Genomic DNA, 14654 nt, shown 5'->3' with positions numbered 1-14654 from the left:
CTCGTCAGCTCGGACCGCGAGGCCCAGGCATCGCCCTTCCAGCGTCCCGAGTACAGGCCGGCCCGGGCGCCGGCACAAGCGCCTTCGGCCAACCCGGCCATCAGCGTGACGGCTTTTTCAGGCCGTCCAGCACCATCAACCCGGCGCCGACACAAATGAACGAATCGGCCAGGTTGAACGCCGGGTAGTACCAGGCGTTGTAGTAGTGCACCAGGATGAAGTCGATCACGTGGCCGTGCAGCATCCGGTCGATCACGTTGCCCAGCGCCCCGCCCATGATGAAGGCGGCGGCCAGGTTCATGCGGCAACTGAAATGGCCCTTGACGATGCTCCAGCCCAGCCAGCCGGACACGGCGAAGGCCAGCAACGTGAACAGATGCTTCTGCCAGCCGCCGGCGCCGGCCAGGAAGCTGAACGCCGCGCCCGGATTGTACAGCAGGGTGAAGCCGAAGAAGCCGGGGACGACCTCGCGCACCTCGCCGAACTGGTACTGGCTGTTGAAGTACACCTTGCTCAGCTGGTCGAGCAAGATCACCAGCAGCGCCAGCACGAACCACTTCAGATAGCCCTTGCGGCCGGCGGCCAGAGCTGCGCTATCAGGCATGAACACGCGCCTCACCCTTGCCGTCGATATTGTCCACGCAGCGGCCGCACACGTTGTCGTGGCCGGCGTGGGCCCCGACGTCGTCACGGTAGTGCCAGCAGCGCTCGCACTTGGCGTGCTCCGACGGCGTCACCACCACACGCGTCTGCTCGGCCTCGCGCACCGTGGCGCGCGACACGATCAGCACGAACTTCAGGCTGTCGCCCAGCGACGTCAGCAGCGGATAGAGTTCGGCGTCGGCCTCGATGTCCAACTCGGCCTGCAGCGAGGAGCCCAGCTTGTCCTCGGCACGCAGCGCCTCGATGTCCTTGTTCACCGTGGCGCGGAAGGTGCGCAGCACGTTCCATTTCGCCACCAGCGACGCCTCCTGCTCGACCTCCGGCAGCGGGAACTCGTGCCAGAGGTGGAACAGCGTGCTCTCTTCCTCGCTCTTGGTCAGCACTTCCCACGCCTCGTCGGCGGTGAAGCACAGGATCGGCGCGATCAACAGCAGCAGGCTGCGCGTGATGTGGTAGAGCGCGGTCTGCGCCGAACGGCGGGCGCGGCTGTCGGCCTGGGTGGTGTACAGGCGGTCCTTCAGCACGTCCAGGTAGAAGGCGCCGAGATCTTCCGAGCAGTAACCGACGATCTCCTGCACCGCGTGGTGGAAGGCGTAACGGGTGTACAGCTCGCCGGTCACCTTCTCCTGCAGCTCCTTGGCCATCAGGATGGCGTACTGGTCGATTTCCAGCAGGTCGGCGAACGGCACCGCGTTGTCCAGCGGGTCGAAGTCGGACAGGTTGGCGAGCAGGAAGCGCAGCGTGTTGCGCAGGCGGCGGTAGCTCTCGGTGACGCGCTTGAGAATTTCGTCCGAAATCGCCAGCTCGCCGGAGTAGTCGGTCGACGCCACCCACAGGCGCAGGATGTCGGCGCCGAGGCTGTCGTTGACCTTCTGCGGTGCCACCACGTTGCCCTTGGACTTGGACATCTTCAGGCCCTTGCCGTCCACCACGAAACCGTGGGTCAGCAATTGCTGGTACGGGGCGCGCCCGATGGTGGCGCAGCCGGTCAAGAGCGACGACTGGAACCAGCCGCGGTGCTGGTCCGAGCCTTCCAGGTAGAGGTCGGCCGGCCACGCCAGTTCCGGGCGCTGCTTCAGCACCGCGAAATGGGTGGAGCCGGAATCGAACCACACGTCCAGGGTATCGGACAGTTTCTTGTACTGTTCGGCCTCGTCGCCCAGCAAATCCTTGGCCTCCAGGCTGAACCACGCCTCGATACCCTGCTGCTCGATGCGCAGCGCCACTTCCTCCAGCAACTGCGCCGAACGCGGGTGCAACTCGCCGCTTTCCTTGTGCACGAAGAAGGTCATCGGCACACCCCAGTTGCGCTGGCGCGACACGCACCAGTCGGGGCGGTTGCCGATCATCGCCTCGAGACGGGCGCGGCCCCAGCCCGGGAAGAACTCGGTGGCGTCGACCGCGCTGCGCGCGCGCTGACGCAGCACCTCGCCGCCGTTGCCCTGCTTGTCCATGCCGATGAACCACTGCGCCGTGGCGCGGAAGATGATCGGCGTCTTGTGACGCCAGCAGTGCGGATAGCTGTGAGCCAGCTTGGTGTGATGCAGCAGCGTGCCCTGCTCGGCCAGCGTCTCGATCACCTTGGGATTGGCTTCCCACACCGACAACCCGGCGAACAGCGGCGTCGTCGAGGCATAGCGGCCATCGTCCATCACCGGATTTTCCACCGGAAGCTCGTAGGCCAGGCCCACCTGGAAGTCTTCCAGGCCGTGCGCCGGCGCGGTGTGCACCAGGCCGGTACCAGCGTCGGTGGTGACGTGATCGCCACAGATGATCGGCACCACGCGCTCGTAGAACGGGTGCTGCAGCAGCAGCCCTTCCAGCTGCTCGCCGACGGTTTCGGCCAAGAGCGGCGCCTCTTCGCAACCGTAGCGCTTGAGCGCGGCCGGTGCCAGTTCCTTCACCAGCACCAGCTTGCCCTGCGGCGTATCGAACAGCTGATAGGTGAGCGCGGCGTTGACCGCCACCGCCTGGTTGGCGGGCAGCGTCCACGGCGTGGTGGTCCAGATCACGGCCAGCGCGTTGTCCACGTTGGCCGAAAGACCGAAGGCTTCCGCCAGGCGCGCACCGTCCAGCACCTTGAAGCCGACGTCGATCGCCGGCGAGGTCCTGTCCTCGTACTCCACCTCGGCCTCGGCCAGCGCCGAGCCGCACTCGATGCACCAGTGCACCGGCTTCTCGCCCTTGAACAGGTAGCCGTTCTCGTAGATCTTGCCGAGGGTGCGCACGATGTCCGCCTCGGTCTTGAAATCCATCGTCAGGTACGGGTTGTCCCAGTCACCCAGCACGCCCAGGCGGATGAAATCCTTCTTCTGGCGCGCAATCTGCTCGTGCGCGTACTCGCGGCACAGCTCGCGGAACTTGGCGGCGGGGATATTCTTGCCGTGCAGCTTCTCTACCATCAGTTCGATCGGCAAGCCGTGACAGTCCCAGCCCGGCACGTAGGGGGCGTCGAAACCGGCCAGCGTCTTGGAGCGGACGATGATGTCCTTGAGCACCTTGTTGACCGCATGGCCGATATGGATGTCGCCGTTGGCGTATGGCGGGCCGTCGTGCAGGATGAACTTGGGCCGCCCGGCGGCGAGCTTTCTCAGCTTGTCGTAGCGTTTCTGCTCGCTCCAGCGCTTGAGCCAACCCGGCTCGCGCTTTGCCAGATCCCCGCGCATCGGGAACGGCGTATCCAAAAGGTTGACGGTCTTGCGGTAATCGATACTCATGCCTGCTCTCGCTGCAAACTGGTCAAATAGGTTTTGGCACTGGCAGCATCGCGTTCGATCTGGGCTACCAGTTCAGTCAAATTGTCGTAGCGCTCTTCATCGCGCAATTTCTTCAGAAAACGCACACTCAGGCGCCGGCCGTAGAGGTCGCCGGCATAATCGAACAGGTGCACTTCCAGCTTGTAGTCCGGCGTGGTGCTGACGGTGGGGTTGAGCCCCAGGCTCGCCACCCCACCCTTGCGCCCGTCCGGCGTATCCACCTCGACCACGAACACTCCCTGCAGCGCCGGTTTGCGGTGCGGCAGATGGACGTTGGCGGTGGGAAAGCCGATGGTACGGCCCAGTTTCTTGCCGTGCATGACACGCCCGGACAGCTGGTAGGGCCGGCCGAGCAGACGCTCGGCGGCGGCCAGATCACCGCCCGCCAGGCACTCCCGCACCCGGGTGCTCGAGGCACGCTCGCCCTGCACCAGCACCGACGGCATCGCCTCGGTGACAAAGTCGGGGCAGGCGGACAGGAGCCGGAAGTCCCCCTTGCGGTCGGCACCGAACTGGAAATCGTCGCCGATCAGCAGATAACGGGCCTGCAGTTGCTCAACCAGCACCTGCCCGACGAAATCCTGCGCTGCCATGCGCGAAAAGCCGTGGTTGAAGCGGTAGACGAACAGATAATCGATCAAGCCAAGCTGGCGCAGGAACAGCACCTTGCCGCGCAGCGTGGACAAGCGGGCAGGCGGCTGGCTCCGGGCGAAGAACTCGCGCGGATGAGGCTCGAACGTCAGCAAGGCTGCCGGCAAATCACGGGCATCCGCTTCCGCGCGCAAGCGGGCCAGCATGTTCTGGTGCCCCATATGCACGCCATCGAAATTACCAATGGTCAGTGCACAGGCCGGCAGGCCAAAACGGCGAGGATCTCCAAGGAATACCTGCATCACCCGTTCTGCATTCCGAAAACTTCCGATTGTAGCGGTCGACAATGCCGAGCGTCCAGCCATTCCGCCGCACTGCCGCAAAAACAAAAAGCCCTGCTCGGCAGGGCTTTTTGTGCGGGAGATCCGGTCAGAATTACTTCTGGATCACGGATTCCTTGAAGGTGTCGATGGTCAGCTCGACGCGGCGGTCGCCTTCCAGGCAAGCCTGCAGAGCGGCTTTCTTCTTGAACTTCTTGGCCTTGCACTCGTCGGTCAGCTTGGCTTCGCTCTCGCCCTTGCCGACAGCGGTCACCTTCTCGGCCGGTACACCAGCTGCCACGAAGTAGTTCTTCACAGCGTCGGCACGCTTCTGCGACAGAGCCTGGTTGTACTTTTCCGAACCCAGGTAGTCGGTGTGGCCGTCGACTTCGACCGACTTCAGGTTGGCGTCGCCCTTCAGACGGCTAACCAGCGGATCCAGTTCGTTCTTGGCGTCGGCGCGCAGGTTGGTCTTGTTGAAGTCGAACAGAACCTTGGCGGACAGGGTCACTTTTTCTTTCACAGCAACCATGGCCGGTTTCGGTGCTTCGGCTACCGGAGCCGGGGCCGGCTTGGCGGCTTCCTTGTCACCGCACTCGACCAGACCTTCGGTGGCCTTGTCGAAGTAGGTGTTCTTCCAGCACTCGCCGTAGTTGTTGCGGGTTACCGCGTCGGTAGCTTGATCGGCGGTGTAGCCCGGTTTGGCGGCGAAAGCGCTGGCGGACACCAGCAGAGCGGCAACCAACGCGCTCAGTTTCAACTGCTTGTTCATGTTATTCCCTCTTTAACAATACGCATCTTGGTGCGACGAAGCGCAATGGCGCCTATCAGCTTACTGCAAACTACAAAACAACAGGAAGATTGCCAAAGCTGTGTTTATGCATTCAAACCGCACTATAGAAATCCGGTCATGACCTGTCAATAATGCGGGTGACGCCAAAATACCAAGCCGGCACAAAAATGTTGTTATTCGTACACCTTGCACCGGTTTTTTGTTTCAACTACGCAACACTTTTGTGATTGGTGTTGCGTCGGCGAAACAGTGGTTCTGGCTCGCGCCAAGTAGAGTGATAACGCTCGCTAAAGGTTCCAAAGCCCTTCAACGCATCTTCCAGTGCCTTGCCTTCCTTGATCTCGAAGCTGTTGAAGCCGACCTGCCACAGGTAATGCACCAGGTCCTGCCATACGTCCCCCAGTGCGCGCAGCTCGCCCCGGTAGTGGTAACGCTCGCGCAGCAATCGGCCGATGCTGTAACCACGGCCATCAGTGAACGCCGGGAAGTCAACCGCCAACAGCGGGAAGGAAGTCAGGCGCCCGGCGAGCTCACCCGGCTCATCGTCCGGCGCCAGCCATACTGCCACTTGCCCAGCGCGGTTTTGCCACGCCGAGGGCTCGGCCTTCCAGGCGGAGAACGGCACGATCACATCGCGCTCTGGGGCCACCTCGGGCAGTTTCCCGTTCTCGTCCGGACGCAGCACCGCCCAGCTGTCGGTCACCACCTGACCATCTTTAATGATGCTTCGCATAAACGCGCTCCTTGAACGGTTCGAGGCCGATGCGGCGCACGGTTTCGATGAAGCGCTCGCCATCCTGGCGCTGCTCCACATACAGGTTCATGATCTTTTCGAAGGCCAGCGGCACGTCGGCCTGGGCAAAGGACGGCCCGATCACCTTGCCGATGGCGGTATGGTTGCCCTGACTGCCGCCCAGCGTAATCTGGTACCACTCCTCGCCGTTCTTATCGACGCCGAGAATACCGATGTTACCGATGTGATGATGGCCACAGGCGTTCATGCAACCGGAGAAGTTGCAGTCGATCTCGCCCAGATCGTGCAGATAATCGAGGTCGTCGAACTTGCGCTGGATCGCCTCCGCCACCGGAATGGAGCGGGCGTTGGCGAGCGAACAGAAGTCTCCCCCCGGGCAGCAGATGATGTCGGTCAGGAGGCCGATATTCGGCGTGGCAAAACCCTGGCTGCGCGCCAGCTGCCATACTTCGTAAAGATCGCTCTCCTTGATGTCCGGCAGGATCACGTTCTGCTCGTGCGCCACGCGCACCTCGCCGAAGCCGAAGCGCTCCGACCAATCTGCCACCGCTTCCATCTGTTCCGCAGTGATGTCGCCCGGCGGCACGCCGGTCTTCTTCAGGGACAGCACCACCGAGCGATAGCCAGGCTGGCGATGGGTGCGGGTATTCTGCTCCACCCAGCGGGCAAAGGCGCGATCTTCGGCCAACTTGGCGGTAAACGCTTCCGGGTTGGGGGACAGCGTTTCGTAGGCCGGCGCGCCGAAGAAGCTGGCGTAATGGGCCACATCCTCGTCACGCAGCGTGGCCGCACCATCCTTCAAGTGCAGCCACTCGTCCTCGACCTTGGCGGCAAAGCCCTGCGGGGTGAGCGCCTTGACCAGGATCTTGATACGTGCTTTGAACTTGTTGTCGCGACGACCATAGCGGTTGTAGACCCGCAGGATGGCGTCGAGATAGGTCAGGATGTGACGGGTCGGCAGAAACTCGCGAATTACCTCGCCCACAATCGGGGTACGACCGAGGCCGCCGCCGACGATCACCTTGAAGCCGATTTCGCCGTCAGCCGCCCGTACCACGTGCAGGCCGACGTCGTGCACCAGGGTCGCGGCGCGATCGTCGACCGACCCCGACACCGCGATCTTGAACTTGCGCGGCAGGAAGGCGAATTCCGGATGCAGCGTGCTCCACTGGCGGATGATTTCGCAATAGGGGCGCGGATCGATCAGCTCGTCGGCGGCCACGCCAGCGAAGGCATCGGTGGTGGTGTTGCGTACGCAGTTGCCGGAGGTCTGGATGGAGTGCATCTCGACGTCCGCCAGTTCCGACAGGATGTCGGGCACGCGCTCCAGCGCCGGCCAGTTGAACTGCATGTTCTGGCGCGTGGTGAAGTGGCCGTAGCCCTTGTCGTAAGTGCGGGCGATGTGCGCCAGCTTGCGCAGCTGGCGGCTCGCCAGGTGGCCATAGGGAATGGCGATGCGGAACATCGGCGCGTGGCGCTGGATGTAGAGGCCGTTCATCAGCCGCAGGGGGCGGAACTCGTCCTCGGACAGCTCGCCCGCCAAAAAACGGCGGGTCTGATCGCGAAACTGCGCAACGCGCTCGCGAACAATGCGGTAATCGACTTCGTCGTAACGGTACATGGTGTGGCTTTACTCTGTCTCTAGGCCGTTCAGCGCTTGATGATGGAAACAGCGGACTGCTTCACGTGCAAGCCGCATTCCTTGTTCTCTGGATTCTCCCACCACCAGCGTCCGGCACGGATGTCTTCGCCGACGGAGATGGCCCGGGTACACGGGGCACAGCCGATCGACGGGTAATGGCGGTCGTGCAGCTCATTGTACGGCACCTGGTTTTCGTGGATATACGCCCACACGTCCTTTTCGCTCCACTCGATCAGCGGATTGAATTTCATCAGGCCGTTGGCGGCGTCGAACTCGCGGTCGCCCAGGTCCTGACGCGTCGGCGACTGCTCACGGCGCAGGCCGGTGATCCACGCCTTCTGCCCGGCCAGGGCACGCTTGAGCGGTTCGATCTTGCGGATATGGCAACAGGATTTGCGGTTCTCCACGCTGTCGTAGAAAGCGTTGATGCCGAATTCGTTGACGAAGGACTCGACCGCCGCGGTGTTGGGGAAATAGACCTGCACCGGGTTGGCCGGGTAGCGCTCATGCACCTGCTGCATCAGGGTATAGGTCTCGGCCGGCAGACGGCCGGTATCCAGACTGAAAATGCCGATCGGCAGCTGGAGCTTGGCGATCAAATCGGTCAGCACCATGTCCTCGGCGCCGAAACTGTTGGCCAGCACCGCCGGCGCATGATCGCGGGCGATTTCCTGCAGCAGGGCCTCGGTCTGGGCCAGCTTTGCCTCAAGGGTCATCAAACGCACTCCATAGAAACCTGAACGTAAACTTTTGCCATGCTAACGAACATCCTTATATTCCTAAAAGACTAATGTGTTAGTATTTAATTACTTCTGGTTTTAACGCGGATGTCCATCATGAAGCTGCAACAGCTACGTTATCTGGTCGAAGTCGCCAAGCAGGGGCTGAACGTGTCCGAAGCGGCCGAGAAACTGCACACCTCGCAACCCGGTATCTCCAAGCAGATTCGCCTGCTGGAAGACGAGCTTGGCATCCAGGTCTTCATCCGCAACGGCAAGCGCGTGGTATCGGTGTCCGAACCCGGCAAGGAAGTGCTGCGCATCGCCGAGCGCATCCTGCGCGAAGCCCAGAACCTCAAGCGTGTCGGCGACGAATTCTCGCGCGAATCGGAAGGCGCACTGACCATCGCCACCACCCATACCCAGGCGCGCTACGCTCTGCCCCACACCATCGCCGAATTTCTCAAGCGCTGCCCCAAGGTACGCCTGTCGATCAAGCAAGGCAGTCCGACGCAGATCTGCGACATGGTACTCTCCGGCGAAGCCGATCTCGCCATCGCCACCGAAGGCATCTCGCTCTACAAAGAGCTGGCGATGCTGCCCTGCTACGAGTGGAACCGTTGCGTGGTGGTGCCCAAGGGCCACGAACTGAGCCAGCTGGACCGTCCCCTCACCCTGGCCGACATCGCCCGCCATCCTATCATTACCTACGACTTCGCCTTTGCCGGCCGCTCCAAGATCAACCAGGCGTTCACCGACGCCGGCCTGACCCCCACCGTGGTGCTCACCGCGATCGACACCGACGTGATCAAGACCTACGTCTCGCTGGGCCTCGGGGTCGGCATCATCGCCAGCATGGCCTACGAACCGGAGCGGGATTTGGCGCTGACCGCCATCGATGCCAGCCATCTGTTCGAACCGTCCGTGACCAAGATCGGCATCCGCCGCGACGCCTATCTGCGCGGCTTCGCCTATACCTTCATCGAACTGTTCGCCCCCCACCTGCACCGCCGCGAGATCGACGCGGCGCTGCTCGCCAGCGAACACGACAGCGACTAGGCCAGACTGCAAAAAACAAAACGCCCCGCCGGCATCGCGCTGGCGGGGCGTTTGGACGATCCCCGTAAGAGACCGGATCAGAGCGTCAGGCCGCCCGTCACCTCGATCGCCGCGCCATTGATGTAGCTGGCGTCGTCTGACGCCAGGAAGGCGTAGACGTTGGCGATTTCCGACGGCTCGGCCATGCGCCGCATCGGCACCTTCTCTTCCATCGCCTGGATCACCTTTTCCGGCATGGACTTCAGGATGGGCGTGGCAACGAAGCCCGGGCACACGGCGTTGGCGCGAATGCCCTTCTTGCCGAGCTCCTTGGCCCAGGTCTTGACGAAGCCGATCACGCCGAACTTGGACGCGGCGTAGTTGGTCTGGCCGAAGTTGCCGTACACCCCCACCACCGACGACGCGTTCAGAATCACGCCGCCACCCTGCTCGATCATGGTGTCGACCACGGCCTTGGCACAGTTGTAGACACCCTTCAGATTGATGTCGATGACCTTGTCGAACTGCTCGTCGGTCATCTTCGTCAGCTGCGCATCCATCACGATGCCGGCATTGTTCACCAGTACATCGATACGGCCGTAGCGCGCCTTCAGGTCCCCCACCATATCGGCGATCTGGCCCCGATTGGTGACGTTCACCTGATAACCCACCGCCTCGCCACCGGCGGCCTTCAACTCGTCCACCACCGCATTGACCGCGTCGATGTTCAAGTCGCATACCGCCACGATGGCGCCCTCCTTGACGAACTTCTCGGCGGTAGCCTTGCCGATGCCGCTGGCCGCACCGGTGATGATCGATACTTTCCCTCGCAAACGCATAGCATTCCCTTCATAACACGTGAGACTAGCAACCCGAACTTGGGCAGGACGTCGGCTCCACCATCACCCTTAACCCAGGGTCGCCATAGGCTTTTATTGTTGTTCTGGTGCAAAACTCGTGATGCAGTGCACATGGTGCACCGCATCACGAAAAATATAGCCTATCCCCTTCACGGGACAAAGCTTTGTTTACAAACGGTTACCTTTATTCCAGACCCTTGCTGCTCAGGTAGGACTCGTAATCGCCGGTGTAATGCTCGTAGCCACCCTTGCCGTCCAACTCCAGAATCTGGGTCGCCAGCGAGCTGACGAACTGACGGTCGTGCGACACGAAAATCAGGGTGCCCTTGAACGACTCCAGCGCCATGTTCAGCGACTCGATCGACTCCATGTCCATATGGTTGGTCGGCTCGTCCATCAGCATCACGTTCGGCTTGGTCAGGATCAGCTTGCCATACAGCATGCGGCCCTTTTCGCCGCCCGACAGTACGCGCACCGCCTTGGTCACGTCGTCGCCGCCGAACAACAATCGGCCCAGGGTGCCGCGGATCACCTGCTCGTCGTCACCGTCCTGACCCCATTCGCGCATCCATTCCGTCAGGGTCTTGTCGCTGTCGAACTCGGCCTCGTGGTCCTGCGCGTAGTAACCTACCTGCGCCTTCTCCGCCCACTTGATCTGGCCGGCATCGGCCACGACACCTTCAGCCAACTTGGCGTCGTACGCGCCCGCCAGCAGTTTCATCAGTGTCGATTTACCGGCACCGTTCGGGCCGATGATGGCCAAGCGCTCACCGGCGTCGAGGATCAGGTCGAGATTCTTGAACAGCGGTTTGTCGAAGGACTTGGACAAGCCCTCGATCGATACGGCTTGGCGGTGCAGCTTGTTCTTGTCTTCCACTTCAAAACGGATGAACGGGTTCTGACGGCTCGACGGCTTGACCGTCACCATCTCCGCCTTCAGCTTGTCGGCCTGCTTGAGGCGGCTGGTCGCCTGGCGTGCCTTGGACTTGTTGGCCGAGAAGCGCGCGGCGAATTCGTGCAGTTCCTGGATACGTTCCTTGGCCTTGGCGTTGCTCGACAGCTGACGTTCACGCGCCTGCGTCGAAGCGATCATGTAGTCGTCGTAGTTGCCCGGATAAATCTGGATAGTGTTGTAGTCCAGATCGGCCATGTGGGTGCACACTTCGTTCAGGAAGTGGCGGTCGTGCGAAATGATGATCATGGTGGAGTTGCGCTCGTTCAGCACGTGCTCCAGCCAGCGGATGGTGTTGATGTCCAGGTTGTTGGTCGGTTCGTCCAGCAGCAGCACATCCGGGTCCGAGAACAGGGCCTGGGCCAGCAGCACGCGCAGCTTAAAGCCCGGCGCCACTTCACTCATCGGGCCGTTGTGCAATTCCAGCGGGATGCCGACACCGAGCAGGAGTTCGCCGGCACGCGCCTCGGCAGTATAGCCGCCGTACTCGGCGAACTTCGCCTCCAGTTCGGCCGCGTGCATGTAGTCGTCTTCGGTCGCCTCGAGGTTGGCGTAGATGGCATCGCGCTCGCTCATCGCCGCCCACATCTCGGTGTGCCCCATCAGCACCACGTCGAGCACACGCTGGTCTTCGTAGCCAAACTGATCCTGGCGCAGCTTGCCCAGGCGCACGCCATTCTCGATGGCCACTTCGCCGGAGCTTTGCTCGAGATCGCCGCCCAGGATTTTCATAAAGGTGGACTTGCCGGAACCGTTGGCGCCGATCAGGCCATAACGGTTGCCTTCACCGAATTTGACCGAAACCTTCTCGAACAGAGGTTTCGCGCCAAACTGCATGGTAATGTTCTGTGTACTAATCACGCTGTAGATCCTTCAGCCAGATCGCCGTAAGTATCGGAAAAACGAAGGATTCTAGCACATCCACCCGCCCTTCCGCGATCACAGCACCGATCGGGCGCACGCCCTTTTGCCATGCAGGGGAATTCCGCTACAATCGAAGGCCTCTCGAAACCCTAATAAATAGGCTGAACTATGCTTACCGGTAGCTTGGTCGCGCTGGTCACCCCGATGCACGAGGATGGTCAGGTCGACTTCGAATCCCTCAAGCGTCTCGTCGACTTCCACATTGACAACGGCACGGACGGCATCGTCGCGGTCGGCACGACCGGCGAATCGGCAACCCTCGGCGTCGAGGAGCACATTGCCGTCGTCGAGGCGGTGGTCAAGCATGCAGCCAAACGTGTCGCGGTCGTTGCCGGTACGGGTGCCAATTCGACCGCCGAGGCGATCGAATTGGCAGAGCACGCCCGCAAGGTCGGCGTCGACATGACCCTGTCGGTGGTGCCGTACTACAACAAGCCGACCCAGGAAGGCATGTACCAGCACTTCCGCGCCATTGCCGAATCGGTCGACATCCCGGTCATCTTGTACAACGTGCCCGGCCGCACCGTCGCCGACATGAACAACGACACCGCGCTGCGCCTGGCCCAGATTCCCAACATCGTCGGTATCAAGGACGCCACCGGTGATATCGGCCGCGCTTGCGACCTGGCGCTGCGTGCGCCGCAAGGCTTCGCCCTCTACTCGGGCGACGACCCCACCGGCATGGCCTTCATGCTGTGCGGCGGCCACGGCGTCATTTCCGTTACCGCCAACGTCGCGCCGAAGCTGATGAGCGAGCTGTGCAAAGCCTCGCTCGCTGGCGATACGGCCCGAGCGCGCGCCATCAACGACAAGCTGCAAGGACTGCACAAGCAGCTGTTCGTCGAACCGAACCCGATTCCGGCCAAGTGGGCACTGCAGCAGATGGGACGGATCCCTGCCGGGCTGCGCCTGCCGCTGACCCCGCTGACCGACGCTGCAACCACGGCCGTCCGCGCCGCGATGCAGCAGGCGGAAGTCCTCTAAAACCCCCATTCAATGGGAGAACGCATGAAACGAAGCGCGCCTGCCGCGATTCTGCTGCTGACCGGCCTGATGGCCGGTTGCAGTACCTCCGAACCGCTCCAGAACAAGCTCGACTACAAGTCGGAAGCACCGACCCAGACCAACAAGCTGGAGGTTCCGCCTGATTTGACCGCCCCGCAGATCCAGAACCGCTACGAGCTGCCGCGCTCGGGGGTGGCCTCGCTGAACGAGCTCAACCAGGCCCAGGGCAGCAGCAAAGCCCCGGCCAGCACGGAGTCGGCCGCCGTCACCAAGGTCGACAACGTGCGCATGGAACGGGCTGGCTCGCAACGTTGGCTGGTCGCCGAGCACAAGCAGCCGGAGGAGCTCTGGCCGGTGCTGAAGGCGTTCTGGCAAGACAATGGTTTCGTGATCAAGACCGAAGACCCGCAACTGGGCATCATGGAAACCGACTGGGCCGAAAACCGCGCCAAACTGCCGAACGACGTGATCCGCAAGTTCATGGAAACCGTGGGCCTGGGCAACGTCTACTCCACCGCCGAGCGCGACAAGTTCCGCATCCGCGTCGAGAAGACCGCCGCCGGGACCGAGGTGTACTTCTCGCATCGCGGCATGTACGAAGTGTTTGTCGACGAAGGCAAGTCGGAAACCAAGTGGCAGCCGCGTCCGGCCGATCCGCAACTGGAAGCCGAACTGCTTGGCCGCTTCATGATCCGCCTCGGCCAGACCGAGGAAAGAGCGAAGGAAGCGATCAAGCAGACCCAGACCCCGGAAGCCCCGAACAGCCAAATCGTGAACGGCACACTGACGGTCAGCGACGGCTTCGACCGCGCCTGGCGTCGTGTCGGCTTGGCGCTGGACCGTATCGGCCTGGCAGTATCGGATCGCAACCGCGCCCAGGGCATCTACTACGTCAAACCGGTTAAGGGTGAGGCGGAGAGCGGCAAGACCGAGAAATCCGGCGGCTTCTGGTCGAGCCTCGCGTTCTGGAGCAGTGGCGACAAGAACGAGGCGGCACCGAAAGACGAGGAGTTCCTGGTACAGCTGAAGGAAGACAGTCCGGGCAAGACCCAGATTGCCCTCACCGACAAGGCTGGCAAACCGCTACCGCCGGCGCAGACCCGTACGGCGCTTGGCAAGCTGCAGGCCGAGCTCCAGTAAGCCCCCGCCTGACCATAAAAAAACCCGCTTCGCGCGGGTTTTTTTATGCCCGGCAGTGCACCGGGCATAAAAAAACCGACCCTAGGGTCGGTTTTTTGAACAGCACCAGATTACTGAGCAGCGGAAGCAGCAGCCGGAGCGGAGGCTTCAGCAGCAGCCGGAGCCGAAGCTTCCGGAGCAGCAGCCGGAGCGGAAGCTTCAACGGCCGGAGCGGAGGCTTCTACTTTCGGAGCTTCTTCTTTCTTGCCGCAAGCGGACAGAGCAACGGCGAGCAGGGCAGCAACGAGGAGCGACTGTTTCATTTTTAAGACCTTTGACTTTAAGTAATGAGAACAATTTTTCAGCAAAAATCGCTCCTGGCTAACCGGAAGCGACTGAAATTTTTCAGTGGGCAAATTGTAGCATGAAAAAAACGGCTGTACAGAGGGCACGGTCGGCAAAACGGTCACAGCACCATGAATTTTTTCTTGCAGTGCAGCAAACGGCTCCAAACAAGG

The 14654-nt window shown here is 61.9% G+C and carries 13 protein-coding genes; 3 read left to right on the top strand and 10 right to left on the bottom strand.

Features of this window, described 5'->3' with window-relative positions:
- Window positions 1-100: 100 nt before the first annotated feature.
- The 7 genes from lspA to NH8B_RS03970 all read right to left on the bottom strand — a co-directional run bounded on the left by lspA (window position 101) and on the right by NH8B_RS03970 (window position 8235).
- The gene (gene lspA, locus NH8B_RS04000; RefSeq protein ID WP_369751185.1) at window positions 101-586 is read right to left on the bottom strand and encodes a signal peptidase II; all 486 of its coding nucleotides are present in this window, start codon (window positions 584-586) and stop codon (window positions 101-103) included.
- A 10-nt stretch (window positions 587-596) separates the two neighbouring features.
- Complete coding sequence (gene ileS, locus NH8B_RS03995; RefSeq protein WP_014086116.1) at window positions 597-3380, bottom strand: isoleucine--tRNA ligase; 2784 nt, start codon at window positions 3378-3380, stop codon at window positions 597-599.
- Window positions 3377-4312: a bifunctional riboflavin kinase/FAD synthetase gene (locus tag NH8B_RS03990; RefSeq protein WP_014086115.1), complete on the bottom strand. Its 936-nt coding sequence runs from the start codon at window positions 4310-4312 to the stop codon at window positions 3377-3379. The genes ileS and NH8B_RS03990 overlap by 4 nt, the downstream gene beginning before the upstream one ends.
- A 133-nt stretch (window positions 4313-4445) precedes the next feature.
- Entirely contained in the window at window positions 4446-5102 is a 657-nt protein-coding gene (locus NH8B_RS03985) for an OmpA family protein (RefSeq protein ID WP_014086114.1), read from the bottom strand.
- Between the two features lie 229 nt (window positions 5103-5331).
- The gene (locus tag NH8B_RS03980; protein WP_014086113.1) at window positions 5332-5856 is read right to left on the bottom strand and encodes a DUF934 domain-containing protein; all 525 of its coding nucleotides are present in this window, start codon (window positions 5854-5856) and stop codon (window positions 5332-5334) included.
- Complete coding sequence (locus NH8B_RS03975) at window positions 5840-7498, bottom strand: nitrite/sulfite reductase (RefSeq protein WP_014086112.1); 1659 nt, start codon at window positions 7496-7498, stop codon at window positions 5840-5842. Before NH8B_RS03975 ends, NH8B_RS03980 begins: the two co-directional genes overlap by 17 nt.
- Window positions 7499-7527: 29 nt before the next feature.
- On the bottom strand, window positions 7528-8235 hold the full coding sequence (locus NH8B_RS03970) for a phosphoadenylyl-sulfate reductase (RefSeq protein ID WP_014086111.1): 708 nt from the start codon (window positions 8233-8235) through the stop codon (window positions 7528-7530).
- Window positions 8236-8355: 120 nt separating this feature from the next.
- On the opposite strand from NH8B_RS03970, the gene cysB reads away from it, so the two are divergent.
- Window positions 8356-9297, top strand: a complete 942-nt coding sequence (cysB, locus tag NH8B_RS03965) for an HTH-type transcriptional regulator CysB (RefSeq protein WP_014086110.1) — start codon at window positions 8356-8358, stop codon at window positions 9295-9297.
- 77 nt (window positions 9298-9374) lie between these two features.
- On the opposite strand, the gene NH8B_RS03960 is transcribed toward cysB, so the two are convergent.
- Both NH8B_RS03960 and NH8B_RS03955 read right to left on the bottom strand, forming a co-directional pair.
- Window positions 9375-10115, bottom strand: coding sequence for a beta-ketoacyl-ACP reductase (locus NH8B_RS03960; RefSeq protein ID WP_008953265.1), 741 nt, complete (start codon window positions 10113-10115; stop codon window positions 9375-9377).
- 205 nt (window positions 10116-10320) lie between these two features.
- Window positions 10321-11949 (bottom strand): ABC-F family ATPase, encoded by a 1629-nt coding sequence (locus NH8B_RS03955; protein ID WP_008953266.1) that lies wholly within the window; start codon window positions 11947-11949, stop codon window positions 10321-10323.
- A 171-nt stretch (window positions 11950-12120) separates the two neighbouring features.
- Between NH8B_RS03955 and dapA the strand changes: the two genes are divergently transcribed.
- Both dapA and bamC read left to right on the top strand, forming a co-directional pair.
- Window positions 12121-12996 (top strand): 4-hydroxy-tetrahydrodipicolinate synthase, encoded by an 876-nt coding sequence (gene dapA / locus NH8B_RS03950; RefSeq protein WP_008953267.1) that lies wholly within the window; start codon window positions 12121-12123, stop codon window positions 12994-12996.
- Between the two features lie 24 nt (window positions 12997-13020).
- A complete protein-coding gene (bamC, locus tag NH8B_RS03945; RefSeq protein ID WP_014086109.1) occupies window positions 13021-14157 on the top strand; it encodes an outer membrane protein assembly factor BamC in 1137 nt (378 codons plus the stop codon).
- A gap of 110 nt (window positions 14158-14267) precedes the next feature.
- On the opposite strand, the gene NH8B_RS21175 is transcribed toward bamC, so the two are convergent.
- Window positions 14268-14648, bottom strand: coding sequence for a hypothetical protein (locus tag NH8B_RS21175; protein WP_014086108.1), 381 nt, complete (start codon window positions 14646-14648; stop codon window positions 14268-14270).
- Window positions 14649-14654: the final 6 nt, after the last annotated feature.

Origin of the sequence: Pseudogulbenkiania sp. NH8B, from assembly GCF_000283535.1 — a bacterium.
GTDB lineage: Bacteria > Pseudomonadota > Gammaproteobacteria > Burkholderiales > Chromobacteriaceae > Pseudogulbenkiania > Pseudogulbenkiania ferrooxidans.
Note: the sequence above shows the minus strand (reverse complement) of the source record. Positions and strands in the feature narration are given on the sequence as shown.